Source organism: Lentzea kentuckyensis (assembly GCF_002150765.1).
GTDB classification, from domain to species: domain Bacteria; phylum Actinomycetota; class Actinomycetes; order Mycobacteriales; family Pseudonocardiaceae; genus Lentzea; species Lentzea kentuckyensis.
Genome location: NZ_MUYM01000012.1, coordinates 76,755 through 101,146 on the forward strand (window position 1 = coordinate 76,755; position 24,392 = coordinate 101,146).

Genomic DNA, 24,392 nt, shown 5'->3' on the forward strand with positions numbered 1-24,392 from the left:
GTGTCCAGCGAGGTTTCGACCGAGTGTCTCGTGATCGGCGCCGGTCCGGCGGGGCTGCAGGCGTCCTACCTGCTCAAGCAGGACGGCCGGGACCACCTGGTGCTGGAGGCGGGACCGGCGGCGGGCACGTTCTTCACCCGCTTCCCCCGGCACCGTCAGCTGATCTCCATCAACAAGATCTACACCGGCTGGGACGATCCGGAGCTGAACCTGCGCGTCGACTGGAACTCGTTGCTGTCGGACGATCCCGAGCTGCTGTTCACCGGCTACACGCCGCGCTACTTCCCGCAGGCCCACGACATGGTCCGCTACCTCGGCGACTTCGCCGTCAAGAACGACCTCCCGATCCGCTACGACACCAGGGTCGTGTCGGTCAGCAGGCCGGACGACTTCGTGGTGCGCGACCAGCACGGCGTCACCTACCGGGCGAAGCGGATCATCGTGGCGACCGGCGTCTCGAAGCCGTACGTGCCGGAGATCCCAGGTGCCGAGCACGCCGAGCTGTACTACGACGTCTCGGTGGACCCGGCGGAGTTCACCAACAAGAAGGTGCTGATCGTCGGGCGCGGCAACTCGGCGTTCGAGACCGCCGACGCTCTCGTCGAAACGGCGTCGGTCATCCACCTCGCCGGACCCGGTTCGTTGAAACTGGCGTGGCAGACGCACTTCGTCGGCCACCTGCGGGCGGTGAACAACAACTTCCTCGACACCTACCAGCTCAAGTCGCAGAACGCGCTGCTGGACGGGCACATCGCGGGCATCCGCCGCGACGGCGACGGCTACCTGGTCGAGGTCAGCTTCCAGCGGGTCGACGAGGTGATCAAGGAGATCCGGTACGACCGGGTGATCCTCGCGACCGGGTTCCGGTTCGACGCCTCGATCTTCGCGCCGGAGTGCCGGCCACAGCTCACGATCAACTCGCGGTTCCCCGACCAGACCGCGGCGTGGGAGTCGGTGAACGTGCCGGACCTGTTCTTCGCGGGCACGATCACACAGGCGCGGGACTTCAAGAAGTCGACCAGCGGGTTCATCCACGGCTTCCGCTACGGTGTCCGCGCGCTGCACCGGATCGCGGAACAGCGGTACCACGGCGTGGACTGGCCGAGCCGTCAGGTGGCCGCCGGCGACATCACCGAGGCGATCATCGAGCGGGTCAACCGGACTTCCGCGCTGTGGCAGCTGTTCGCGTTCATGGCGGACGCGGTGCTGGTCGGGCCCGACGGCGCGGTGCGGTACGTCGAGGAGGTGCCGGTCGCGCACCTGCACGAAGCCGTGGCACGGGGCGACTTCGGGGACGTCGAGACGTACCTGGCGGTGACGCTGGAGTACGGCGCGGACCACGACAAGGTCAACCCGTTCGACATCACCGCGGGCCGCAACTCGCAGCAGGACACCAGCGGGCTCGACGGCCGCTACCTGCACCCGGTGGTCCGGCGGTTCCGCGCCGGTGAGCTGGTCGACGAGCACCACCTCACCGAGAACCTCGAGAACGAGTGGGACAGCGAGAAGGTGCACAAAGCACCGCTCAGGGCGTACCTCCGGTGAATCCCGTGCTCGCGGAACTCCACGACAAGGCACGTGCGGTGCTCGACCCCGTCCACTACGACTTCTTCGCGGGCGGGGCCGGGGACGAGGTCGTCCTCGCGGAGAACGAGGCCGCGTTCCGGCGCCTGGCCCTGCTGCCGAGGGTGTTGCGGGGCAACGCGACCAGCGACGACTTCCCCGTGCTGATCTCGCCGACCGCGTTCCACAAGCTCGCTCACCCCGACGGTGAGCTGGCGACCGCGCGGGCGGCCGGCGGGACGATCCTGGTGTCCAGCATGGCCTCGACCGTGCCGATCGCCGACGTCGTCGCGGCCGCGACCGGGCCGGTGTGGTTCCAGCTCTATCTCCAACCGGATCCTGAGGTCACGGAAGCCTTGGTGCGCCGGGCGGAACGAGCCGGCTGCGCCGCGTTGGTGGTGACCGTCGACTCGCCGGTGTTCGGCAGGCACCGCAGGGACATCGCGCACGGTTTCCACGACCTGCCCGCTGGTCTGGCTGCGGAGAACATGCGCGACCTGGCCGGCGTCACCGGTCTGCGGAAGATCGAGATGGCGGCCTTCTCCTGGGAGGACGTCGACCGGTTGCGCGGATCGACGTCGCTTCCGGTGTGGGTGAAGGGAGTGCTGCACCCGGACGACGCCGTGCTGGCGGCCGGGCACGGGGTGGCGGGGATCTTCGTGTCCAACCACGGCGGCCGTCAGCTCGATCTCGTACCGGCGGCGCTGGACGCGTTGCCCGCGGTGGTCCACGCCGTGGGCGGGCGGATACCGGTCGTGCTCGACGGCGGTGTCCGAAGTGGAGGCGACATCGCGTTGGCACTCGCGCTGGGCGCTGACGCGGTGGGCCTCGGCAGGCCGGTGCTGTGGGGGCTCGCGGCGGACGGCGAGGCAGGGGTGCGCCGGGTGCTCGACGTGCTGCGCGACGAGTTCCAGCACGTCCTCGCGCTGTGCGGCGGGGAGCTCAGCCGGGACATGGTCGTGGTCCGGTGCTGAGCTGGTTGCCCGCACGGGTGGTCGCGTTGCGCGCCAAGGTGTTCGAGAAGGTCAACGGGGACAACGCCATCACGTTCCCGAACGCCCAGGTCGGCCCGGACCGCTTCCAGGAGCTCTACAGCCATCCCGCCGCGAACGGCCGCAGCAGGGGCGCGGGGCTGTCGGACCTGTTCTGGTACTGGCTCTCCCCCGGCCCCGAGGTGCACCAGGAGCATCTGGAGGCCGGGCCGCGCTACGACGACGTGGCCCGCGCGACCCGTACGTTCCTCGCGGGATCAGCGGAGTCCCTGTCCGCCTTGGCCGGGGACTGCACCACGCGCGTGCTCGACGAGGTGCTGACCGGCCGGGTCACCCACGTCCGGTTGCGCGACCTGATGATGCCGATCTGGGCCGAGTACTTCTACGAGCTGGTGTTCGGCGAACCGTGCCCGCGCGCGGCCCGCGACCTGATCGTCGGGCACGCCACCGACGTCGTGAACTCGTTGAAGTGCACCGGTTTGCGCCATCCGGCCCGGCGAGCCCGCCTCACGCGTTACCTCGAACAACGGCTCGCGGACGTCCGGCACCCGTTGCCCGAGACGTTGTCGAGGACCGCGCAGGTGCACTACCTGCAGGGCACCTACTTCAACACCGCCGTCGTGCAGATGTCCGAGGCGATGGCGCACCTGCTGCTCGCGTTGGCTCAGCATCCCGAGGTGGCGGCCCGAGTCGGGGACGACGACAGGTACTTCGCCCACGTGCTCGACGAGACCTTCCGCCTCTACCCGTTGTTCGGCATCGCGCACCGCATCACCACCGCGGACATCTCGCTCGACGAGCACACGACGTTCCCGGCGGGTTCGGTGCTGTGCTTCAACTATCCCGCCTACCACGCGACCGGGTACGCGAACCCGCACGAGTTCGCCCCGGACCGCTGGGACCGGACAGCGGCACGCGACGAGCACCACATCCCGTTCGGCATCGCCGCCAACCGCCCCTGCCCGGCGTGGCGGCTCTCCCCCATCGCGATGCGCGCGGCCACCAGGGTGGTGCTGCGCCGCGTCACGTTGCATTCGTCGGTCACGCACACCCGATCGTTGCCGAGCCGCGGCCCGTGCCTGCTCGTGCGACACGGCCGGGTGCCGAGCCTGACCCCGATGCGCGCGCGGGACCGCTGGGAGGACGTCTGGCGCAGCGTCGTCCAGCTCGTCCTCGGCACCGCGATGGTGCTGCACGCCCGCCGGCTTCGGTTGGCTGGCCGCTACTTCGACACGCACGACCCGCAGGGTTGCCCGGTCCGTCACTGACCCCAGGAGATCCCCGTGAACCAGATCCACTTCGCGTTGCAGGTCTTCGCCGCACTCGCGGTCGTGCTCGTCGCGACCACGGTCTGCGGGCGCCTCGCCATGCTGGTCAGGCAGCCCAGGGTGGTCGGCGAGATGGTCGCCGGTGTCCTGCTGGGCCCGGCCCTGCTCGGCGCGGTGGCGCCCGGTGTGCAGGCCCAGCTCTTCCCCGCCGACGTCAAGAGCACCCTCTACGTGCTGAGCACCATCGGGTTGACGTTCTACATGTTCCTCGTCGGGTCCTCTTTGGACCACAAGCTGACCACGGGAGCCAACGCCCGCAAGGCAGGTGTGCTCGCCGTGTCCGGCATCGTGCCCACGTTCCTGCTCGGCGCGGGCACGGCGGTGATCTTCTTCGACACACTCAGCCCGGCGGGGTCGAGCCTGTGGGTGTTCATGCTGTTCGTCGGCGGCGCCCTGTCGATCACCGCGTTCCCGATGCTCGCGCGGATCCTGCAGGAGCGCGGCATCGCGAACACCCCGATCGGTGGTCTCACCCTGGTCGCCGCGGCCATCGACGACGCGGTGGCGTGGGCGTTCCTGGCCCTGATCATCGCCGTCGGTACCTCGGGCAACGCTGGTGGCGCGCTGCGCACGATCATCGGAGCGACGATCTTCGCGGTGCTGATGCTCACGCTCGGCCGCAAGTGGCTCGGCAAGCTCGGTGAGCGCGCCGAACGCGACGGCAAGCTCAGCCGCGACATGATGGCGATCATCCTGCTCGTCGTGCTGGTGGCCGGCTGGTTCACCGACTTCATCGGCGTGTTCTCGGTGTTCGGCGGCTTCATCACCGGCCTCGCGATGCCCAAGTCGCCGGTCGTGCGGCACGAGCTCGAAACCAAGCTCACCGACCTCAACTCGATCCTGCTGCTGCCGGTGTTCTTCGCGTTCAGCGGCCTGAACACGCAGGTGTCCGGGTTCGGCGCGGGCGGCAGGCTCTGGTTCCCGCTCGCCGTGATCATGCTGGCGGCGTTCGCCGGCAAGTACCTCGGCTGCGGCCTGGTGGTCCGCGCCCAGGGCTACTCCTGGCGCTACGCCTCCGCGGTCGGCGGCCTGATGAACGCGCGCGGCCTGATGATCCTGATCTTCATCAACATCGGCCTCGCCTACGAAATGGTGACACCGGAGATGTTCGCGATCCTCGTCCTGGTCGCGATCGTCACCACCGCCGCGGCCATGCCGATCTACCGCGCGTCCCTGCCCGACCACCTGGAGGCCCAGGCGGACGTCAGGACCCCCGCACCAGCGCGGTGAGCCGCACGTTCCAGCGCCTTCCCCGCCACAACGATGCCGCCATCCTCGCGGGCGGCGGCTACGTCCGGATCTTCGACGGCTGGCGGCCACCACCGTCGACGGCCCCCACTCCGCTGCTGCGGGCGGGCCCCACCCGCGAGATGCTCGCCAGGGACCCGGACCGCGCCTGGCTGGATAGGCTCGGCTGATGGACACCAGCCGGCAGACCCGTGTGCGCGAGGCGTTCGACGACTTCTTCGCGCCGTCCGAGCCGAAGTCCGGCAGCTGGGTGCTCGACCTGTTCCGGCACACGGCACAGACCGTGCCCGCGTACCGGAAGCTGTTGCGCGAGAACGACATCGACCCGGCCACGATCGTGACGTTCGACGACTTCCAGCGGCTGCCGCTGCTCGACAAGCCGAGCTACCACGAGCGGTATCCGTTGCCGGAGCTGTGCCGTGACGGCACGCTGACCAGCTGCGACATGATCGCGGTGTCGTCCGGGTCGAGCGGGCGGCCGACGATCTGGCCGCGCGGCCTCGAAGACGAGCTGCACGTGGCGCGGCGGTTCGAGCAGGTGCTGGTGGACGGCTTCCACGCGGACGAGCGCAGGACGCTGGCCGTGGTGTGCTTTCCGCTCGGCACGTGGGTCGGCGGGTTGTTCACGCAGGCGTGCACCAGGCATCTCGCGGCCAAGGGTTGCCCGATCACGGTCGTGGCGCCGGGCAACAACAAGGCGGAGATCCTGCGCGTGCTGCCCGAACTGGCGTCGCACTTCGACCAGGTCGTGCTGCTCGGCTATCCGCCGTTCGTCAAGGACGTCATCGACACGCCTGGCGTCGACTGGCCCGCGTACCGCATCAAACTGGTGCTGGCCGGTGAGGTGTTCAGCGAGCAGTGGCGTGATCTGGTGTCGCAACGGGCCGGGGTCGCCGATCCCATCACCGACATCGCTTCCCTCTACGGCACCGCGGATTCCGGGGTGCTGGGCAACGAGACCGCGCTGTCGGTGAGCATTCGCCGGTTCTTCGCGATCCGGCCCGATCTGGCGCGGGAGGTGTTCGGCGACGCACGGCTGCCGACGCTGGTGCAGTACGACCCGGCGAGCCGGTTCTTCGAGGTGCACGACGGCACGCTGGTGTTCACCGCGGACGGCGGAATTCCATTGATCCGTTATCGAATCGCCGACGAGGGCGGGATTCTCGGCTACGACGAACTTCTGGCGTTCTGCGCGGAACACGGCTTCACGCCACCGCCCGGACCGGAGCTGCCGTTCGTCTTCCTCTTCGGACGGTCGCTGTTCACCGTGTCGTTCTTCGGCGCGAACGTCTATCCGGAGAACGTCACCGTCGGCCTGGAACAGCCGGGCGTCAGCGACACCGTGACCGGCAAGTTCGTGATCGAGTCTGTCGAGGACGCCGACCGGGACCGCACGCTGCGGATCACCGTCGAGACCGCACCCGGCCGGACCGCGGACGCGCCGCGGATCGCGCGGGAGATCAGGGATCAACTGCTGCGGCTCAACAGCGAGTTCGCCCACTACGTGCCGGCGGAACGGCAGCTGCCCGAGGTCGTGCTGCGACCCCAGGGCGATCCGGAGTACTTCCCGATCGGCGTGAAACACAGGTACACACGACGGTCGTGAAATGAGCTTTTGCACCACAGAGCAATAGCTTTTGTGGACGTCCTCCTTCTGCCTAAGGTGAGCCCGGCTTAATTCATGGGAGAGGGAGGAATCCTTGAGTTTCGTTCGGCGTATTTTCCTGGCATTGGTTCCCGCCGCGTTGCTCATCGTCGCCGGAATCATGGCTCCGAGCGCACAGGCGGAGGCTCCGGCCGTGCAGGCCGCGGCCGTGGGCGCGGCCTTCGACGCTCAGACGGGGCAGGCGCTCGCCCAGTGGGAGTGCAGCATCGGCCACGTCTGCTTCTGGAACGACTTCCAGGGCAAGGGCAAGCGCTGCATGTGGGAGAACCAGGACGACGACTGGAACAGCGCCCCCGTGGTGTGCTCGTGGGCTTCGAGCAACGAGGTCAAGTCCGTCTACAACCGGGGTACATCCTCGCAGTTCAAGGGCGTCGTCTTCTACCGCAACACCGGTTTCCACGACCGGATCGGTTGCACCAAACAGGGTCAGAAGGGTGACCTGACCGGCACCTACAAGGTGAAGTCGCACCAGTGGACGACGGGCCGCTGCGGCTGATCCCGCGGCAACTGCGGAACCGGGCGTGCGGCAACTGACCGCACGCCCGGTTTTCCTTTTCGAACGAGCGAGGAGGAAATCCTTGACTTTTGTTCGGCGAATTTCTCCGACGTTGACGTCGCTCGCGCTGCTCGGGCTCGTCGGGGTTGCGGCCCCGAGCGCGCAGGCACAGGGGCAACAGGGGCAGCAGGCACAGGGGCAGGCCGCCGTCGGTGCCGCGTACGACACCGAGACCGGCCAGGCGCTCGCCGCCTGGGACTGCAACACCGGCAACGTCTGCTTCTGGAGCGGTTTCGGCGGCACCGGCGGGCGCTGCACGTGGGACGTGGCCGACGCCGACTGGGCGTCCGGCGCCATCAAGTGCTCGCCGGCGACAGCCAAGGAGGTCAGGTCCCTCTACAACCGCGGCACCGCCTCGCCCAGGGGCGTCGTCTTCTACCGCGACACCGGGTTCAACGACCGGATCGGTTGCGCCGAACAAGAGCGGAAGGTCGACCTGCCCGGCACCCACCAGGTGCGCTCGCACCAGTGGACCAGCGGCCCCTGCGGTTGATCGGCCAGTAATGCGAAACCGGACGTGCGGCAATTGGCGGCACGCCCGGTTTTCGTTGCGGAATTCGGCGGAGTGACACGCCGGGTAACGTGTTCCACGGTGACCTGGGCCTGGGGAGGTTGCTGTGTTGCGCATCCATTTTTCCACTGGTGATCTGGAGCGTACGCAGATAGCAGAAAGGGTCGATCCGCTCTGGGAGATGGTGTTCAGCCGGAACCGGCTGACCGAAAGCGACAGCGGGATGCTGTTGCAACCGTGGCTGCACGACATCCGGCGCAACGGCAACGTGCAGGTGATCCGTTCCGGCGTGCGGCTGTTGTCCGTGCTCGCGCCGTTGGGTCCGTACTTTCCGGACTTCCTCACACCGCCGGAGGGTGCGGACGGTCTACCGGCCGCTCTCGCCGCGATCCGGTCGACACCGCGCGCCCGGCTGCGGGACGAGTTCCAGTTGCTCGCCGACGTCACCCCGACTCCCACGTGGACACGTCCGCTGGCGGAGGGGTGCGACGGCGCGCTGGCCGAGCTCACCGAGGCGCTCAAGCGGTATCACGGCGCGGTGATCGAGCCGTACCGCGACCTGATCGACGAGGCGGTCGCGACGGACCGGTTGAATCGGGCGGCGTCGGGGACAGAAGGACTGCTGCGGGGCATGTGGCCGTTGATGAACTGGCGGCCGCCCGTTCTGGAGGTTCAGTACGCCTACGACCGGGACCTGTACCTGAACGGGCGCGGGTTGCGGCTGGTGCCGTCGTACTTCTGCCGGCGAACACCCGTCGCGCTCGCTGATCCGGGGCTGCCGCCGACCGTCGTCTATCCGGTGCACCACGACTGGACCTGGCAGCGGCAGCTCGCAAGTGGACGGCGCGAGCTCGGAGCACTCGCGGCGCTGCTGGGGAACACCCGGTCCGCGGTGCTGGCCGCGGTCGGTGCCGGCGCCACGACCACCGAGCTGGCGGAACGGCTGGGCGCCTCGGCGTCCGCGGTCAGCCGGCACACGACCGTGCTGAGGGAGGCAGGGCTGCTGACGACGGAGAGACAGGGGATTTCGGTGCTGCACCAACGAACGCTGCTCGGATCAGCTTTGCTGGGCAGCAACAACTGAGGCACGGCGGCGCATCCACAGCCCGGCCAGGCACGCGGCGAAAGCCGCTCCCGTGAGCAGGACGTGGATCGCGCCGCCGAACCTCGTCGCGAACGTCAGGTCCGTCCGCAGCGGCACGGAGTCCACCAGCAGGTCGTCGGTGAACATCCCGGTCGATCGCACCACGCTGCCGTCCGGGCGGACCACCGCGCTCACGCCGCTGATCGCCGCGACCACGACCGCACGGCCGTGTTCGATGGCGCGCAGGCGGGCCATCCCGAGCTGTTGGTAGGTCATCTCGCCACGGCCGTACCAGGCGTTGTTGGTCGGCACGACGAGCACTTGTGCACCCAGCGCCGTGCTCTCACGCAGGACGTAGTCGTACGCGACCTCATAACAAATGCCGAGACCCACGCGTGTGCCCGCGATGTTCAGCACGCCGGGTTCGGTGCCGGCGTCGAGATCGGGCTGGTCGGCGAACGGCGTCACGAGCCGGGCCAGCGGGCGCAGCGGGATGTGCTCGGCGAACGGCACGAGCTCCTGCTTCGCGTACGACTCCCCCGCGCCGCGTCCGGGTTCCCAGGCGATGACCGAGTTCTGGCCGTTGCGCAGCGCGCTGACCAGCACAGGCACGCCGAGGTCGTCGACGGCGCGGTCGAGCACCGGGTCGCGGTCGCCGGTCCTGGTCGCGCTCTCCGGCCACACCACGAGGTCCGGCTTCGGGATCGACCCGCCCTGCACCAGCTTCGTCAGTTCCTCGGTCTTGCGCAGGTGGTTGGCGCGCAACGTCTTGGACTCGGTCAACAGGCCGAGGCCGATGTCCGGCGCGTTGCCCTGCACGACCGCCACGGTCCGTGTGCCGTTCTGCGCGTCAACGGCGACAAGCGGGCCAACGGCGAGAGCGGCGGCGAACGGCACCAGTGCCCAGCCTCGACGCCACTCGCGCACGCGGGGCAGCCACGCCGCGAGTCCGAACCCGGTCACCACCACCGCGAACGTCACGAGCGGTGCGCCGCCGATCACCGCGAGGTGCGCGAACGGGCCGTCGACCTGACCGAACGCCACACGGCCCCACGGGAAGCCGTTGAACGGGATCAGCCCGCGCGCGGTCTCCTGCAACACGAACAGCAACGCCGCCCACACCGGCGGTACCGGCAGCCGCGAGACCAACGGGAAGAGCGCGCACACCCCGCAGATGAACAGCGCCATCAACGCCGAGAGCACGAGCCACGGCGCGGGACCGAACTCGTTGCCCAGGAAGTGCTGGATCCACCACAGGTGCGGCAGGAAGAACGCGAGCCCGAACACGAACCCGAGGCCGGCCGAGCGACGCGCGCCCGCGCCGTTCAGCGTCAGCCACAGCACGACGAACGCGGGCACCGCGAGCCACCAGAACGTGCGCGGCGGGAAGCTCAGGGCGAGCGCGGCGCCGGCCAGCGCGGCCGCGCCGTAGCGGGCGAGATCAGTTCTGGACGGCAACGGGCACCCGGCGCAGGACGAAGTACGCGCAACCCACCAGGGCGACCCCGAGTGCGTAGGCGAGGACGAGCTCGGTCACGCGACCGGCGAAGTTGCCCGCGAGCGGCGGCACCAGCAGGGCGAACACCCCGGTCAGAACGGCGACCCCGGTCCGCCACCTCCCCGCCGGCAGGCAGGCGGCCAGCGGCAGCACCGCCCACAGCAGGTACCACGGCTGGATCACCGGCCCCAGCACCACGATCAGGCTCATCATCATTCCCAGCGCAGTCACCTCGGAGATCCCGCCGCGCAGGTGGAGGTTCAACACCACCACGATGCCGCACAGGATCAGCACGAGCCCCGCGATCCGTGCCGAGGAAATCATCGCCTGCCCGGTTTCCTGGCCGAACACCGCACCCGCCAGAAAGCCCGGCCAGTTGGTCGGCGCCATCCAGCTGTTGACCTTCGAGGGCGTCCCCAACGCCTGTACCCAGCCGAAACCGGCCCCGCCGGCCAGTGAAGTCACGACCGACACCCCGACCGCGGTCGCCACCATGGCGAGGCCCGCGGCCGCGAACCGGACCAGGCCTCCGCCCAGCCGCCTGGCCAGCGCGGTGCCCACCACCGCGAGCGCCACCAGCGCGGGCAGCTTCACCTGCGCACCAAGGCCGATGAGCACGACACCGGCCGTGAACTGCCACCACCTGAGGTCGTCGAGTGAGTGCAACGCCACGACGGTGCCAGACAGCATGAGGCCGAGCATCAGTGCGTCGTTGTGGACACCGCCGATGAGATGCCACAGGACCAACGGGTTCAGCACGCCCAGCCACAACGCCGCGCGCTCGGACGTGCCCGTCCGCTGCGCGAGCCTGGGCACCGCCCACACCACCAGCAGCAGCCCCACCACCGCGACCAGCCGGTACAGCACGATGCCCGCCACCGGGTTCCCGCCGGTGACCTCGCTGATCGCCCGTTCGACGGTGCTGAACAGCGGTCCGTACGGCGACGGCGTCTCCCTCCAGTAGACGCCGACCCGCGCCACCGCCTCCGCGCTCGCGCCGACGGCCGGGCTCACGACGTTCGGGTCGAGCCCGCGTGCCGCCACCTCGCCCTGGGCCAGGTAGCTGAAGACGTCCATGCTGAACAACGGCGGCGCGAGGACCAACGGCCCGCACCACAACGCCAGCGTGCGCCGCAACCAGGACGCGTCCGGCCTGGCCCGGCCGAGCATCGCCCAGGCCAGCACGACCAGCCCGGCGCCCGCGATGGCGGCTCCCAGCGCGACCGGCACCGCACTCGTGGCCCACGCTCCCGCCGTGAGGAGCACCGCGCCACCGAAACCCGTCCAACGCAGGACATCAGGGGTTCCGGTGGTGACGGGCGCGGACGTGCGTTGAAGAACGGTCGACGGCATCTGCACGGGTGAGACAGTGCTTTCCGGACGGATCGTCACGCGTCCGACTGCGGTCGCGTCCGTGCGTACGACCAGAGGATGATCTTTTCCATACCTGAGTCGGTCAACGCCCGGCGAAGTCGTGCGTCATCCACACGGTTCCCTTGGCGTCGCGGATCACCACGATGCCGATGCGGGTCGAGGAGTCGCTGAGGATGTTCCTGCGGTGACCGTCGTTCGGCGGCTTCTCGTCGATCATGCCCTGGGTCAGGCCGAGCGCCATCTTGGAGATCGCCTCGACGGTGTCCTTCACCGGACCGCCCATGCCGACGTTCTCCGCGACCGAGCTCCACTTCACGCCCGCCGCCGTGCTGCGCTCACCGAGACCGCTCTCGCCGGGACACTGGTGCGACAACCCACAGCCGTTGCTCATCATCGCCTTGGTGTGCCGTTCGGCCGCCACGACCAACGCCGGGTCCACGGTCAGCGGCGGCAGACCCGACTTGGCCCTGGTCTCGTTGATCAGCGCGAGGACGCGCTCCTCCGGTGTGGCGACACGAACCGGTTCGGGCGTCTGAGTGGTGGTGGTCGTGGTCGTCGTAGTGGTTGTGGTGGTCGTGGACGATGGCGTGCTTGAGGCGGTCTCCGTGACCGACGACGACGTGGTGATCGCTGCCGTGGTGTTGTTGGGAATCGCCACAGCGGCGGGCGGGTCGGACGGGAAGAGCACCATCGTTCCGGCCACGCCGACGAGCGCGGCCACCGCCACCGCGCCCGCCACCGCGAGAACGGGCTTGCCGGTCAGCCCGGTGACCTTGCCGATCAGGCCGGCGGGCTCGGCCGCGTGGGAGCCTCTGGCCGCGGCCTCACCGAGGTGGTAGGCGTGCGCGACCTGTTCCAGCGCGGGGTCGCTGAGGTTCTCGAGCAGTTGCGGCAGGTAGCTCGCCGGCACCGTGAGCAGCGTGGCGCCGGTCAGGATCCGTTCGACCGGCATCGCGTCGTCGATTCCGCGGCCGCATCGCCCGCACTCGTCGACATGACGCAGGAGCCGCTTGCGCCACAACGGGTTCGGCTCGCCGTTCCAGCCCTGTGCGGCCTGGGCCAGCCCCGCGCAGCGCGGTTCGGCCGACAGCGCGCGGACCAGGTGCCGGACCGTCTCCAGGCGGCCCTTCAACCTGCTCACCCGCACGGTGACCGCGTGGGCGTTGAGGTCGAGCGCGTCGGTCACCTCGGCGCGGGTGAGCTGTCCGACGCGTTCCAGCGTCCACAACGCCAGCAGCTCGCGGTCGGCCGGGTCGAGCCAGCGCGCCGCCTCGTCGACCTCACGCCGCTGCTGAGCCATGTGCAGGCGCGATAACGCGACCTCGACGAACTCGGCGTCCGGGTCGGCCCGGTCGTACTCCTCCAACGGCGCGGGCGCGGCGTCACGGCGGCGGTAGTGCTCGCGGACCTGGTTGATCGTCACGGCGACCAGCCACGACCGGAACCGCTCGGGCTCGCGCAGCGCGTCGATGCCGCGGATCACGCGGAACATCGTCTCCTGCACCACGTCGTCGACGTCGGCATCGGCGTTCAGCGCCCGACCGGCGACGTTGTAGACCAGAGGCAGGCTGGCGGTGACGACGGCGTCGAGCGCCTCACGATCACCGGCCCGCGCGGCCTGCACCTGCTCCGCGTCCACCTGCCCCAGCCACTCCCGACCCGTCACTTCCGCACCCTTCGCCGACGACATCCGTACGTCATGGGAGACCGGGCAGTCTCACCTCAGGTCACAGAAACCGGGCGAATTGGTGACCCAGGTCACACCGAGACCACTGCCACGCCGGTGCGGCCTCCATCGACGTCGAGCACGGTGCCGTGCACGAACGCGGACTCGTCCGAGGCCAGGTAGACGGCCGCGGCGGCGATCGCGTCGGGATGCCCGGACCGTCCGGCGGGGGTGCCGTGCATCATCACCTCGCCGGGGTGGTCGGTCGTGGTGTCCCAGTCCGGCGAGACGACGACACCGGGCGAGATGGCGTTGACCCGGACACCCTGTGGCCCGAACTCCGCCGCCCACGCGCGCGTGAGCGTCTCCATCGCGCCCTTGGTGGAGCTGTACAGCGAACTGCTCGCAACGCCGAGCCGGGCGATCCACGAGCCGAGGTTGATGATCACCCCGCCGGCCTCGATCATCCCGGGGACGAGGGCCTGCGTCAGGAAGAACGGCGCCTTCACGTTGACGCCGTAGACGCGGTCGAAGGTCTCCTCGTCGGTCGTCGGGGTGGTCGACGGCGGGTAGATGCCGGCGTTGTTGACGAGGACGTCGACTCGGCCTCCGAGGATCTCGGTGGCGGCCGAGGCGAGCGCGCGGCTGGCGGCGGCGGTGCCGTCGAGGTCGGCGCGGACGAAGTCGGCCCGTCCGCCCCTGTCGCGAATGTGCTCGACCACGGCCGCTCCCCTGGCGTCGTCCCGCCCGGAGACGACGACGTGCGCGCCCTCCGCGGCGAGGGCGACCGCGATCGAACGGCCGATGTTGCTGGTGGAACCGGTGACGAGGGCCGTTTTGGCCTGCAGACGATGTGCCATGCCCTCGAAGTTAGGCACCAAATTTTGGACCAGCAAGTCCAGACCTTCAGCCCTTGAGGTAGTCGATGAGCGTGTCCAGCGCCGCCTCCAGGTGCGCGACGTCGCCGGTCGACCGGAGCACCTGGACGCCGCCCTGGATGCCCGCGATGAACGCGGCCGCGACCCGGTCGGCGTCGACGCTCGCGCGCACCAGCCCCGCGTCCTGCATCTCGGCGATGCCTTCCCGCACGTCGAACTGCCACCGGTCGAGCAGGGTGGTGACCACCTCGTTCGCTCCCGGCGTACCGCCGACCTGGCTCATCAGGGCGGCCAGCGGGCAGTTGCGGCCCTGCGTGCGGTAGCGGGCGACCACCGCGTCCCGCCACCGGTCCCAGGCCGCCCACGACGTCAGCGCGCCGAGGTGCGGTTGCTGGTCGTCGAGCACGCGGCCCGCCTCGTAGCGCGCGACGGCGAGGAAGAGCTCCTCCTTGCCGTCCGGGAAGTAGTGGAAGATCTGGCCCTTGCTGGTGCCGGTGATCGCGCGGATGTCGTCCAGCGTCACGCCCGCCGGGTCGTCGCTGCGCAGATACGCCGCGGCACCCTCGATGATGCGCTGCCTGGTCGCGCGTCCCTTCGCCGTGATCGCCATGGCTCGATTTTAGGGTTTCTGGACCGGCTGGTCCACCATGGTTGACTGGCCCCATGCTTCCTTGGGAGGGCCCACTGGCCGGCCGGCTCGACCGGCACACCGTCGTTTCCGACCTGCTGCGCGGCAACCCGCTCGGCGATCCGCACGAGCGCCCGTTGTGGGTGTACGTGCCGCCGGGCTACGACTCCGGTACCGAGCGATATCCGGCGGTCTACGTCATCCAGGGCTACACCGGGCACGTGTCCATGTGGGCCAACCGGATGCCGTTCCGCCGGCCGTTCGTCGAGACGGCCGACGCGGTGTTCGCCGACGGCGCGCCGGGCTGCGTCGTGGTGTTCGTCGACGCGTGGACGTCGTACGGCGGTTCGCAGTTCGTGGACTCGCCCGGCACCGGCCGCTATCACTCGTACCTGTGCGACGAGATCGTGCCGTGGGTGGACGAGCACTACCGGACGATCCCGGACCGCGAGTCGCGGGCCATCGCGGGCAAGTCGTCGGGCGGGTTCGGGGCGATGATCACGCCGATGCTGCGTCCGGACCTGTTCGGCGCACTGGCCACGCACGCGGGCGACTCGCTCTACGAGCTCTGCTACCTCGCGGACTTCGGCAAGGCGGTGCGGGGTTTACGCGGGCACGACCACGACATCCAGAAGTGGTGGGCGGACTTCCAGAGCCGGCCGTCGTTCACCAAGCCGGAGGACGTGGTGCTGCTCGGCACCTTGGGTGTCGCGGCGTGCTTCTCGGCGGCCGGGGACGGTACTCCCGAGCTGCCGTTCGACCCGGTGACCGCGGTGGTGCGACCGGAGGTGTGGCAGCGCTGGCTCGACTGGGACCCGGTGCGGATGGTGCCCGTCCACGCCGAGGCGGTCCGGTCGCTGCGGGCGGTGTGGATCGACGCCGGGCGCAGCGACGAGTACTACCTGGACCTGGGTGCCGAAGCGTTCCGCGCCCAGCTGGCCGAAGCCGGGTTACCGGACGAGCGCGTGCACTTCGAGCTCTTCGACGCGGGCCACGGCGGCATCGACTACCGCTATCCGCTCTCCCTGGCCTGGCTCGCGGATAAGCTCGCCCGATGATCGAGACCGTCACGCTGCGGCCCGTGGAAGAGGCCGACTTCGACATCCTCTTCGAGTTCATGCGCGACCCGGAGTCGGTGCGGATGGCCGCGTTCACGGCGGAGGACCCGGACGACCGCGAGGCGTTCGACGCGCACCTGCGCAGGAACCTGGCCCGCCCGGACACCACCAATCGCGTGATCGTCGGCGACGGGCGGGTGGTCGGCAGCATCGCCAGCTTCGTGATCGAGGGCGACACCGAGATCACGTACTGGATCGACCGCGCGGTGTGGGGTCAGGGTGTCGCGGGCCGGGCGGTGGCGCTGTTGCTGGAACTCGTGCCCACTCGGCCGTTGCACGCCCGCGCCGCTTCCGACAACACGGGCTCGCTGACAGTGCTGACCAAGGCCGGCTTCGAGATCGTCGGCACCGACGTCGGCTACGCGTCAGCGCGGAAAGCGGAGATCGAGGAGACGATCCTGGTCCTCAACTGACGAACTTCTCCGTCCCCAGCACGCCGAGCAGCTGGATCTTGTCGAACGCCTCCGTGCGCGGCGGCGCGGTGAGCACCAGCAGCATCTGCGACTGGTCCTCGGTGAACAACGCCTGGCAGTCCACCTCGATCTCGCCGAGCTGCGGGTGCACCAGCACCTTGTGGTCCTCGAACCGCTTCGCGACCTCGTGCCGCTCCCACAGCTCCGCGAACTCGGCGCTTTCCTTGCACAGCACGCGAACGAGCTCACCAGCGCGTGACTTCGGGCCCATCGCGGCGTAGGCGGCGCGCAGGTTCGCCACCTGCGCGCGGCCCTGCCGGTCGCGGTCGTGCTCGGGGTAGATCAGCCGCTCGTCCGGGTTGGTGAACCAGCGGTAGATCCCGCTGCGGGCGAGGCCGGTGAAGTGCGAGCTGTCGCCGTAGAGGGCCTCGGCGAACCTGTTCTGCAGCAACACCTCGCCGAGGTTGGAGAGGATCAGCGCGGGCGTGTCGTCGAGCCGGTCCAGCACCCGTTGCAACGCGGGCGCCACGTGCGTGCCACCGACGTGGTGCGCCGGGGCGTTGCGCCCGGCGACGCGGAACAGGTAGTCGCGTTCGCTGTCGCTGAGCCGCAACGCACGGGCCAGCGAGGCCAGCATCTGCTCGCTCGGCTGCGGACCCCGCCGCTGCTCCAGCCGCGTGTAGTAGTCGGTGGACATCGCCGCCAGCGACGCGACCTCCTCCCGCCGCAACCCCGGTGCCCGCCTGCGCGCACCGGCCGGCAGCCCGACGTCCTCCGGCCGCAACGCCTCCCGGCGGCGACGCAGGAAGGCAGCGAGTTCCACACGATCCATGAAGCCAGTATGGAGGTGATTCGAACGCGAACCAGGGATCGCCGATCCCCCGACAACGGATCTCTGCCGCGAGGTCCGCCGCTGCCAGAAGCTCGGTGCATGGACATCACCGGAAACACCGTCTTCATCCCCGGCGCCACCAGCGGCATCGGCCTGGCGCTCGCCCTCGCCCTGCGCGAGCGCGGCAACACCGTGATCGTCGGCGGCCGGCGCACCGAACTGCTCGACAGGATCGCCGCCGAGCACCCCGGCGTCGAGACCGTCCGCATCGACACGACCGACGCCGACAGCGTCCAGGCCGCGGCCAAGGACGTCATCTCCCGCTTCCCAGCGTTGAACGTGCTGATCACCATGGCGGGCGTCATGCGGGTGGAGGACTGGCACAGCCCGGCGTTCCTCGAGTCGGCGGAGAGCATCATCACGACCAACGTCCTGGGCCCGATCCGCCTGATCGCGGCGTTCGTCGAGCACTTCCAGTCCCGCCCGGAGGCCACGATCATGACCGTCTCCTCGGGTCTCGCCTTCGCGCCGTTGAAGGTGACGCCGAGCTACAACGCCTCCAAGGCCGCGATCCACATGCTCAGCGAGACGCTGCGCCTGCAACTGGCCGACACGTCCGTGCGCGTCGTCGAGCTCGAACCGCCGTCGGTGCAGACCGACCTCCTGCCCGGCCAGGCCGACAACGAGCACGCCATGCCGCTCGACGAGTACGTCGCCGAGGTCATGAACATCGTCGAGACCCAGCCCGACGTGCGGGAGATCCAGGTCGAGCGGGTGAAGTTCCTGCGCTACGGCGAGGCCCGCGGTGACTACGACCAGGTCGTCGCGGCGATCAACGACACCGACCCGCACGGCAAGTGAAATCCGAGGTGTGAGGACGTGACAGCGGCGGGTACCTGTTCCCCAGCTTTCGGGGAAGGAACACCATGCCGCGCCGTCTCGTCGTCCTGCCGCTCGCCCTGCTCGCCACCGCGGCCGGGCTCGACCTGCTGCACCTGCTCACCGGCAACGCCCTGATCGCCGCCGCCGCGTGGCACCTGATCGCCGCGGGCCTGCTGCTGGGCATCGCGGTGGCGGCCACCGACTGGCTCGACCGGATCTTCGCCGAGCCGGCCGCGCGCTCACCCGGACGCGATCTCGGGATCGCCCTGGTGCTGGTGCTGTTCGGGGTCAGCTGGGCGTTGCGGCTGGGGCAGACGAACTGGGAACCGACCTGGACGGCGGTGCTCGCCGGGTGGGCCGGCCTGGCGGGCCTGCTCGCGACCTCGCTCACCGCGCGCCGCTCTCCCGGCAGGGCCTCGGTAGCGTGAGCTCATGCCACAGATCACCGTCGAGTACTCCGCCGAAGTGAGCGAGGCGTTCGACCGCCGCGCCTTCGCCCTCGCCCTGCACCAGACCCTGTCCCCGCTGGTCAGCTCGGACGTCGCCGCGTTCAAGACGCGGACGCGGCAGATCGAGGAGAGCGTGATCGGCGACGGCTCGCCGGCGGCGATGATCCACATCCGGATCGGGCTGCTGTCGGGGCGGCCGGTCGAGCTCAAGCAGGAGGTCGGCCGGGTGAGCATCGGGCTCGCGCGGGAACACCTCAAGCCGGTCGAGGGGCTGACGGTCCAGGTGACGCTCGAGGTGTACGACCTGGATCGCGACCAGTACCAGAAAGTCGTGGTCTGAACGGAACAAAGCTCGTCACGGACGAGTTCGCCGCGTTGAGTGGAAGTAGCAGAACCACTTCGCGGAGGAGCTCACCGATGAGGACTCTGGTAACCGGCGGCACCGTGATCAGCATGGACGCCGCGGTCGGCGATCTCGCCCGCGGCGACGTGCTGATCACCGACGGGGTGATCACGGAGGTCGCCGAGCGGATCGACGCGCCGGACGCCGAGGTGATCGACGCGGCCGGCCGGGTCGTCCTGCCCGGTTTCGTCGACACCCATCGGCACACCTGGCAGACCGCGATGCGCGGCGTCGGCGCGGACTGGACGTTCCCCGAGTACATGGCGGCCATGCACGGCGAGATCAGGCCGCACTACCGTCCCGAGGACGTTTATCTCGGCAACCTGCTCGGGCGGCTGGAGGCGTTGCACTCCGGCATCACGACGGTGCTCGACTGGTTCCACTGCGCCGACAGCCCTGGGCACGCCGACGCCGCCATCGCCGGCCTGAAAGACGCACCCGGCCGATCGATCTTCTGTTACGCGGCCGGATTCATGGTCACCGACGGCTCGGTCGAGAACGAGATCCGGCGGGTCCGCGACGAACTCTCCTCCGACGGCCTGGTCACCATGGCGTTCGGGCTGCGCGGACACCAGATGACCACAATGGACACTTGTGTGGCCGACCTCAAGCTGGCGGACGAGCTCGGGCTGCGCTCCAGCGTGCACTTCGTGTCCGACGGGACGAGCCGGCCGGTCGCCGAGATGCACGCCGCGGGTCTGCTGCGGGACACCCTGACTGTCGTGCACGCCAACGGGATCAGCGACGACGAGCTGCGGATGCTCGCCGACGCCGGAGCCTCGGTGTCGGTCAGCCCGGACGTCGAGCTGAAGATGGGCTTCGGCTGGCCGATGACCGGCCGGATGCTGGCCGCGGGCCTGCGTCCGACGTTCTCGATCGACGACTGCCCATCGGCCGGCGGCGACATGTTCGCGACCATGCGGACCGCGTTCGTCGTGCAGCGCGGGCTCGACGGTGGCCTGAACTCCCGCGACCTTCTGGAGTTCGCCACCATCGACGGCGCGAAAGCGTGCGGTCTCAACGCGGGCAGCCTCGCGCCGGGCAAGGTCGCGGACATCGTCCTGCTGCGCAAGGACGATCCGAGCGTGTTCCCGTTCAACAACCCTGCCGGCACGATCGTGGCCGCCGGGCATCCTGGCCTGGTCGACACCGTGCTCGTCGGTGGTCGCGTGGTCAAGCGCGACGGCGCGCTGGTGGGCGTGGACCTGCCCGCCCTGCAGGCCCGGCTGCTGGAGTCACGGGACCGGATCGCGGCCGGCGCGGGCATCACCGTCTGATCCCGCGAGACCGATCGCCCATCGTTCCTCCCGTCATGCCCCCTGGGCGGCGATGGCCGTTCCTGCTCAAGGAAACCCAGCCGAGCCTGCGCGAGCTCACGCCCCGGGAGCTCGAGATCCTCCGGCTGGTGGCCACCGGCAGGTCCAACGCCGAGATCGCCACCGCGCTGACGATCAGCGAGGCCACGATGAAGACCCACGTCAACCGCACCACGACCAAGCTCGCGCTCACCAGCAGGCGGTCACGATCGCCTATGAGTCCGGTCCAGTCACACCGTCGAAGCTGAGCAGGTAGCTTGCCCGCGTGGAAATCACTGACGACCGCGCCTTCCCCGCCGCGCTGGCCGCGCTCAGCGGCATCGACTTTCCCTGGGACTACGACGAGAAGACCGAGGAGCCGGCGCCGACCAACATCGACTACGAGCCCTACGACGAGTTCGACTCCGCCGAGGACACGACCGACTGGATCCGGTCCTGGACCGGCAACAAGGAGCTCGACGGCGCCGAGTTCCGGGTGTTCGGGCAGGACGGCACCGGCGGGCTGGCCGCGTTGTGGCTGGTGCGGCCGGGACCGCTGACCGCGCAGCCGGTGGCGTTCTTCGGTTCCGAGGGCGAGGTCGGCGTCGTCGCGTCGAGCCTCGGGGAGTTCCTGTGGCTGCTGGCCGGCGGGGTCGGGCCGCAGGAGGCCGTCGAGTTCGGGGCGGACAGCGGAGTCGCGCACGAGGAGCTGCGGGCCGTCGCTTCGAAGTACTCGGGGATCGAGCCGCGCACGCCGGCCGACGTGCTGGGGGCGGCGCGGGCGGAGTTCCCGGACTTCGCCGAGACCGTTCAGTCCTGGTGCCGTTGACGCCTGTCCGGCGAACCGGTCCGCGTTCCGGTTCGCCGGTGGTCTATACCACTTTGGAGGTGCCGTCTACGCTGGAATGAACCTGTTGTGCCGCAAGGCAAACAGGACCTCGTCCTCCGGAGGCCTGCCCCTCATGAGAAAGCTGCTGGCGGCCGCACTTCTGCTCAGTGCCGCCGTCGTCCCCACCGGTTCCGCCGCCGCGGCCGACCCGATCTACCGGGACCCGACGCAACCGATACCCACCCGCGTCGCGGACCTGCTCGGCCGGATGTCGCTCGACGACAAGGTCGGGCAGATGACGCAGGCCGAGCGCACCGCGGTGAGCAACGCCGACCTGACCAACTTCCGGATCGGCTCGCTGCTGTCCGGCGGCGGTTCCGCGCCGTCGCCCAACAACGCCACGTCGTGGGCGAACATGTACGACAACTTCCAGCAGGCGGCACTGGTCACGCCGCTGGGCATTCCCATGATCTACGGCGTGGATGCCGTGCACGGGCACAACAACGTCGTCGGCGCCACGATCTTCCCGCACAACATCGGCCTCGGCGCCACCCGTGACCCGGCGCTGGTGCAACGGATCGGCCGCGCCACCGCGGAGGAGGTGTCGGGCACCGGCATCGACTGGGACTTCGCGCCGTGCCTGTGCGTCGCGCGCAACGATCGTTGGGGCCGCACCTACGAATCGTTCGGTGAGACGCCGGAGAACGCTACGTCGATGACGACGCTGATCACCGGCCTGCAGGGCACTCGCCTGTCCGACGCGGGCTCGGTGCTCGCGACCGCCAAGCACTACATCGGCGACGGCGGCACGACCGACGGCGACGACCAGGGCAACACCCAACTCACCGAAGCCGAACTGCGGTCCATCCACCTGCCCCCGTTCCGCGAGGCGGTCGCGCGCGGCGTCGGCTCGGTGATGATCAGCTACAGCAGCTGGAACGGCACCAAACTGCACGGCCACAAGTACCTGATCACCGACGTGCTGAAGAACGAGCTGGGCTTCGGCGGCCTGGTCGTGTCGGACTGGAACGCCATCGACCAGATCGACGGCCAACCGGGCTTCACCGCTGCCGAGGTGCGCGCGTCCGTCAACGCCGGCCTGGACATGATCATGGTGCCGACCGAGTGGCGCTCGTTCATCACGCTGCTCAAGGCCGAGGTGCAGGCGGGCCGGGTGCCGATGTCACGCATCGACGACGCCAACCGCCGCATCCTGACCAAGAAGTTCGAGCTGGGCCTGTTCGAGAAGCCGCTGACCGACCGCTCCTACACGCCTTCGGTCGGCAACGCCGCGCACCGCGCGGTCGCGCGTGAGGCCGTGCGCAAGTCGCAGGTGCTGCTGAAGAACCAGAACGGCGTGCTGCCGTTGCCGAAGACCTCCTCGAAGCTCTTCGTGGCGGGCAAGAGCGCGGACAACATCGGCTACCAGAGCGGCGGCTGGACCATCTCCTGGCAGGGCGGCAGCGGACCGGTGACGCCGGGAACCACGGTGCTGCAAGGCATCCGCTCGGCCGTGTCGTCCTCGACCACCGTCACCTACCACCGCAACGGCACGGGCATCGACGGCACCTACCAGGCCGCGGTCGCCGTGATCGGCGAAACCCCGTACGCCGAGGGCAACGGCGACAAACCCGGCGGCATGGGTCTGGACGCCGAGGACCTCGCGACCCTGAACACGTTGCGCGCGTCCGGCGTCCCGGTCGTGGTGGTGCTCGTGTCCGGACGACCACTGGACATCGCCGCCCAGCTCCCGGGCTGGCACGCTCTGGTGGCGGCCTGGCTGCCGGGCACCGAGGGCAACGGCGTCGCGGACGTCCTGTTCGGCGACTACAAACCGACAGGCACGCTGCCGTTCACGTGGATGCAGAGCGCCTCGCAGCAGCCGATCAACGTCGGTGACGGCAAAGCACCGCTGTTCGCCTACGGCACCGGCTTGCAGTTCCCCGCCACCCAGAACGCCTACGCGCTGATCGGCGCCTCCTACTACGACGAACAACGCGGCACACAGGTCGAGCGGTGCACGGACTCGGGTTGCGGCCAGAACGTCGGCTACCTGACGCCCGGCGACTACGTGGCCTACGCGGACGTCGACTTCGGCGCCACGCCACCGACCTCGGTGACCACGCGGCTGGCGTCCGGGTCGACCGCGGGTGGGACGTTGCAGTACCGGCTGGACAGCCCGACCGGTCCCCTTGTCGCGACGGTGTCCGCGGCGAGCACCGGCGGATGGCAGACGTGGACGAGTCGTACTGCGGCGGCGTCGGGCGCGACCGGCGTGCACCGGCTGTGCCTCGTGGCGACCGGGGGCACGGGCGGTGACCTGGCGAACGTGAACTGGTTCCAGTTCGGTCGCTAGCCGATCACTCGCTCGGAGAACTCCCACAGCGCTTCGGCGGCTTCCTCGGTCACCACCGGATGCAGCTTCTCCGCTCTGGGCACCGCGCCGCGACCTGGTCCGATCAGGGTCGCGGGCGGTGCCTCTTTCGCCGTCGCCGCGTACAGGATCGGCCGGGCGCCCTCCTCGGCCGAGCGGCCGAGGATCCGGCTCATGGCCGTGCCGACGACCGCCTGGAGGCGCGAACTGTTCTTGGCCTGCATGGAAGTTCTGGCCATGCCGGGGTGGGCCAGGTAGCTGCCGACGTGCTGGGCGCGGCGATGCAGTTCCAGTCCGAAAAGGACATTGGCCAACTTCGAGTCGGCATACGCGCGGGTGTGCGAGTAACGCTTCCTGGTGACGCCGAACTGGCCGTACTTGTACATGTACGACGAGACGGTCACCACCCGGTCCAGCTTTGGGAGCAGCAGTCGGGTGAGCGCGAAGTGGCCGAGGTGGTTGGTGGCGAAGTGGCTTTCGTGGCCTTGCGGGCTGAGGACGTGTGGTTGTCCGGCAATGCCCGCGTTGTTGACCAGGAGGTCGACCTCGTCCATTCCGGCGGCGAACCTGCGCACCGAGTCGAGGTCCATCAGGTCGAGTTGGCGCACCTCGGCGGGAAAGTCGACGTTCACCTTCGCCGGGTTGCGGACGGCCATGATCACCTGGGCGCCGAGTTCGGCCAGTCCGGCGGCTACGACCAGGCCCAGGCCGCTGCCGGCGCCGGTCACGATGGCGGTGCGGCCGGTCTGATCCGCGAGGTAATCGGATTTCCTATCCACTTATCCGACGCTACCAGGTAACGTCT

At 69.5% G+C, this 24,392-nt stretch carries 25 protein-coding genes and 1 pseudogene; 19 read left to right on the top strand and 7 right to left on the bottom strand.

The window, feature by feature from the left end; genetic code table 11:
- The 9 genes from B0F77_RS06855 (at position 1) to B0F77_RS06895 (ending at position 8,948) form a co-directional block, all read left to right on the top strand.
- Positions 1-1,545, top strand: a complete 1,545-nt coding sequence (locus B0F77_RS06855) for an NAD(P)-binding domain-containing protein (protein ID WP_086662101.1) — start codon at positions 1-3, stop codon at positions 1,543-1,545.
- A gap of 5 nt (positions 1,546-1,550) precedes the next feature.
- Positions 1,551-2,537 carry an alpha-hydroxy acid oxidase gene (locus B0F77_RS06860; protein WP_211293697.1) on the top strand — a complete coding sequence of 329 codons (987 nt, stop codon included), beginning with the start codon at positions 1,551-1,553 and terminating at the stop codon, positions 2,535-2,537.
- Positions 2,531-3,823, top strand: coding sequence for a cytochrome P450 (locus B0F77_RS06865; RefSeq protein WP_245847867.1), 1,293 nt, complete (start codon positions 2,531-2,533; stop codon positions 3,821-3,823). Before B0F77_RS06860 ends, B0F77_RS06865 begins: the two co-directional genes overlap by 7 nt.
- 15 nt (positions 3,824-3,838) lie before the next feature.
- Positions 3,839-5,113, top strand: a complete 1,275-nt coding sequence (locus tag B0F77_RS06870; RefSeq protein WP_086661925.1) for a cation:proton antiporter domain-containing protein — start codon at positions 3,839-3,841, stop codon at positions 5,111-5,113.
- The gene (locus B0F77_RS06875) at positions 5,110-5,301 is read left to right on the top strand and encodes an alpha/beta hydrolase family protein (protein WP_086661926.1); all 192 of its coding nucleotides are present in this window, start codon (positions 5,110-5,112) and stop codon (positions 5,299-5,301) included. Before B0F77_RS06870 ends, B0F77_RS06875 begins: the two co-directional genes overlap by 4 nt.
- Positions 5,301-6,737: a phenylacetate--CoA ligase family protein gene (locus B0F77_RS06880; protein WP_086661927.1), complete on the top strand. Its 1,437-nt coding sequence runs from the start codon at positions 5,301-5,303 to the stop codon at positions 6,735-6,737. The genes B0F77_RS06875 and B0F77_RS06880 overlap by 1 nt, the downstream gene beginning before the upstream one ends.
- Before the next feature lie 94 nt (positions 6,738-6,831).
- Positions 6,832-7,293 (top strand): peptidase inhibitor family I36 protein, encoded by a 462-nt coding sequence (locus B0F77_RS06885; RefSeq protein ID WP_143466606.1) that lies wholly within the window; start codon positions 6,832-6,834, stop codon positions 7,291-7,293.
- Between the two features lie 82 nt (positions 7,294-7,375).
- On the top strand, positions 7,376-7,846 hold the full coding sequence (locus B0F77_RS06890) for a peptidase inhibitor family I36 protein (RefSeq protein ID WP_211293698.1): 471 nt from the start codon (positions 7,376-7,378) through the stop codon (positions 7,844-7,846).
- A 199-nt stretch (positions 7,847-8,045) separates the two neighbouring features.
- Entirely contained in the window at positions 8,046-8,948 is a 903-nt protein-coding gene (locus B0F77_RS06895) for an ArsR/SmtB family transcription factor (protein ID WP_086661930.1), read from the top strand.
- On the opposite strand, the gene lnt is transcribed toward B0F77_RS06895, so the two are convergent.
- The 5 genes from lnt to B0F77_RS06920 all read right to left on the bottom strand — a co-directional run bounded on the left by lnt (position 8,922) and on the right by B0F77_RS06920 (position 14,974).
- Positions 8,922-10,406 (bottom strand): apolipoprotein N-acyltransferase, encoded by a 1,485-nt coding sequence (gene lnt / locus B0F77_RS06900; RefSeq protein ID WP_086661931.1) that lies wholly within the window; start codon positions 10,404-10,406, stop codon positions 8,922-8,924. The two genes, B0F77_RS06895 and lnt, sit on opposite strands and share 27 nt — an antisense overlap.
- A complete protein-coding gene (gene mptB, locus B0F77_RS06905; RefSeq protein WP_169730897.1) occupies positions 10,390-11,799 on the bottom strand; it encodes a polyprenol phosphomannose-dependent alpha 1,6 mannosyltransferase MptB in 1,410 nt (469 codons plus the stop codon). The genes lnt and mptB overlap by 17 nt, the downstream gene beginning before the upstream one ends.
- Positions 11,800-11,902: 103 nt before the next feature.
- A complete protein-coding gene (locus tag B0F77_RS06910) occupies positions 11,903-13,486 on the bottom strand; it encodes a sigma-70 family RNA polymerase sigma factor (protein WP_158102623.1) in 1,584 nt (527 codons plus the stop codon).
- A 92-nt stretch (positions 13,487-13,578) separates the two neighbouring features.
- Positions 13,579-14,346, bottom strand: a complete 768-nt coding sequence (locus B0F77_RS06915; RefSeq protein ID WP_086661934.1) for an SDR family NAD(P)-dependent oxidoreductase — start codon at positions 14,344-14,346, stop codon at positions 13,579-13,581.
- Positions 14,347-14,392: 46 nt separating this feature from the next.
- Positions 14,393-14,974 carry a TetR/AcrR family transcriptional regulator gene (locus B0F77_RS06920; RefSeq protein WP_086661935.1) on the bottom strand — a complete coding sequence of 194 codons (582 nt, stop codon included), beginning with the start codon at positions 14,972-14,974 and terminating at the stop codon, positions 14,393-14,395.
- 53 nt (positions 14,975-15,027) lie between these two features.
- Between B0F77_RS06920 and B0F77_RS06925 the strand changes: the two genes are divergently transcribed.
- Positions 15,028-16,050 (top strand): alpha/beta hydrolase, encoded by a 1,023-nt coding sequence (locus tag B0F77_RS06925; protein ID WP_086661936.1) that lies wholly within the window; start codon positions 15,028-15,030, stop codon positions 16,048-16,050.
- Positions 16,047-16,523, top strand: coding sequence for a GNAT family N-acetyltransferase (locus B0F77_RS06930; RefSeq protein ID WP_086661937.1), 477 nt, complete (start codon positions 16,047-16,049; stop codon positions 16,521-16,523). The genes B0F77_RS06925 and B0F77_RS06930 overlap by 4 nt, the downstream gene beginning before the upstream one ends.
- Here the strand turns inward: B0F77_RS06930 and B0F77_RS06935 are convergent.
- Complete coding sequence (locus B0F77_RS06935) at positions 16,516-17,355, bottom strand: helix-turn-helix transcriptional regulator (RefSeq protein ID WP_086661938.1); 840 nt, start codon at positions 17,353-17,355, stop codon at positions 16,516-16,518. The genes B0F77_RS06930 and B0F77_RS06935 overlap by 8 nt on opposite strands.
- Before the next feature lie 99 nt (positions 17,356-17,454).
- Between B0F77_RS06935 and B0F77_RS06940 the strand changes: the two genes are divergently transcribed.
- The 8 genes and pseudogenes from B0F77_RS06940 to B0F77_RS49660 all read left to right on the top strand — a co-directional run bounded on the left by B0F77_RS06940 (position 17,455) and on the right by B0F77_RS49660 (position 23,569).
- Positions 17,455-18,216: an SDR family oxidoreductase gene (locus tag B0F77_RS06940; protein ID WP_086661939.1), complete on the top strand. Its 762-nt coding sequence runs from the start codon at positions 17,455-17,457 to the stop codon at positions 18,214-18,216.
- Between the two features lie 65 nt (positions 18,217-18,281).
- Positions 18,282-18,665, top strand: a complete 384-nt coding sequence (locus B0F77_RS06945) for a hypothetical protein (RefSeq protein ID WP_086661940.1) — start codon at positions 18,282-18,284, stop codon at positions 18,663-18,665.
- 4 nt (positions 18,666-18,669) lie between these two features.
- Positions 18,670-19,026 (top strand): 5-carboxymethyl-2-hydroxymuconate Delta-isomerase, encoded by a 357-nt coding sequence (locus B0F77_RS06950; RefSeq protein WP_086661941.1) that lies wholly within the window; start codon positions 18,670-18,672, stop codon positions 19,024-19,026.
- Between the two features lie 77 nt (positions 19,027-19,103).
- Entirely contained in the window at positions 19,104-20,366 is a 1,263-nt protein-coding gene (locus B0F77_RS06955) for an amidohydrolase family protein (RefSeq protein ID WP_086661942.1), read from the top strand.
- Positions 20,367-20,401: 35 nt separating this feature from the next.
- A complete protein-coding gene (locus tag B0F77_RS06960) occupies positions 20,402-20,653 on the top strand; it encodes a response regulator transcription factor (RefSeq protein WP_211293699.1) in 252 nt (83 codons plus the stop codon).
- A 17-nt stretch (positions 20,654-20,670) separates the two neighbouring features.
- Entirely contained in the window at positions 20,671-21,213 is a 543-nt protein-coding gene (locus B0F77_RS06965) for an SMI1/KNR4 family protein (RefSeq protein ID WP_086661943.1), read from the top strand.
- A gap of 133 nt (positions 21,214-21,346) precedes the next feature.
- Positions 21,347-23,155, top strand: a pseudogene (locus B0F77_RS06970) (glycoside hydrolase family 3 protein); the annotation flags it as partial.
- Positions 23,147-23,569, top strand: a complete 423-nt coding sequence (locus tag B0F77_RS49660) for a carbohydrate-binding protein (protein ID WP_245847878.1) — start codon at positions 23,147-23,149, stop codon at positions 23,567-23,569. The pseudogene B0F77_RS06970 and the gene B0F77_RS49660, both read left to right, overlap by 9 nt.
- Here the strand turns inward: B0F77_RS49660 and B0F77_RS06975 are convergent.
- Positions 23,566-24,366, bottom strand: a complete 801-nt coding sequence (locus B0F77_RS06975) for an SDR family NAD(P)-dependent oxidoreductase (protein ID WP_086661944.1) — start codon at positions 24,364-24,366, stop codon at positions 23,566-23,568. The genes B0F77_RS49660 and B0F77_RS06975 overlap by 4 nt on opposite strands.
- Between the last annotated feature and the right edge of the window lie 26 nt (positions 24,367-24,392).

Bases quoted from the DNA above. Each gene is read 5' to 3' on its own strand.
- B0F77_RS06880 (WP_086661927.1), top strand. From the start codon at position 5,301: ATGGACACCAGCCGGCAGACCCGTGTGCGCGAGGCGTTCGACGACTTC.
- B0F77_RS06895 (WP_086661930.1), top strand. From the start codon at position 8,046: ATGGTGTTCAGCCGGAACCGGCTGACCGAAAGCGACAGCGGGATGCTG.
- mptB (WP_169730897.1), bottom strand. From the start codon at position 11,799: ATGCCGTCGACCGTTCTTCAACGCACGTCCGCGCCCGTCACCACCGGA.
- B0F77_RS06915 (WP_086661934.1), bottom strand. From the start codon at position 14,346: ATGGCACATCGTCTGCAGGCCAAAACGGCCCTCGTCACCGGTTCCACC.
- B0F77_RS06920 (WP_086661935.1), bottom strand. From the start codon at position 14,974: ATGGCGATCACGGCGAAGGGACGCGCGACCAGGCAGCGCATCATCGAG.
- B0F77_RS06925 (WP_086661936.1), top strand. From the start codon at position 15,028: ATGCTTCCTTGGGAGGGCCCACTGGCCGGCCGGCTCGACCGGCACACC.
- B0F77_RS06930 (WP_086661937.1), top strand. From the start codon at position 16,047: ATGATCGAGACCGTCACGCTGCGGCCCGTGGAAGAGGCCGACTTCGAC.
- B0F77_RS06935 (WP_086661938.1), bottom strand. From the start codon at position 17,355: ATGGATCGTGTGGAACTCGCTGCCTTCCTGCGTCGCCGCCGGGAGGCG.
- B0F77_RS06940 (WP_086661939.1), top strand. From the start codon at position 17,455: ATGGACATCACCGGAAACACCGTCTTCATCCCCGGCGCCACCAGCGGC.
- B0F77_RS06945 (WP_086661940.1), top strand. From the start codon at position 18,282: ATGCCGCGCCGTCTCGTCGTCCTGCCGCTCGCCCTGCTCGCCACCGCG.
- B0F77_RS06950 (WP_086661941.1), top strand. From the start codon at position 18,670: ATGCCACAGATCACCGTCGAGTACTCCGCCGAAGTGAGCGAGGCGTTC.
- B0F77_RS06955 (WP_086661942.1), top strand. From the start codon at position 19,104: ATGAGGACTCTGGTAACCGGCGGCACCGTGATCAGCATGGACGCCGCG.
- B0F77_RS06960 (WP_211293699.1), top strand. From the start codon at position 20,402: ATGCCCCCTGGGCGGCGATGGCCGTTCCTGCTCAAGGAAACCCAGCCG.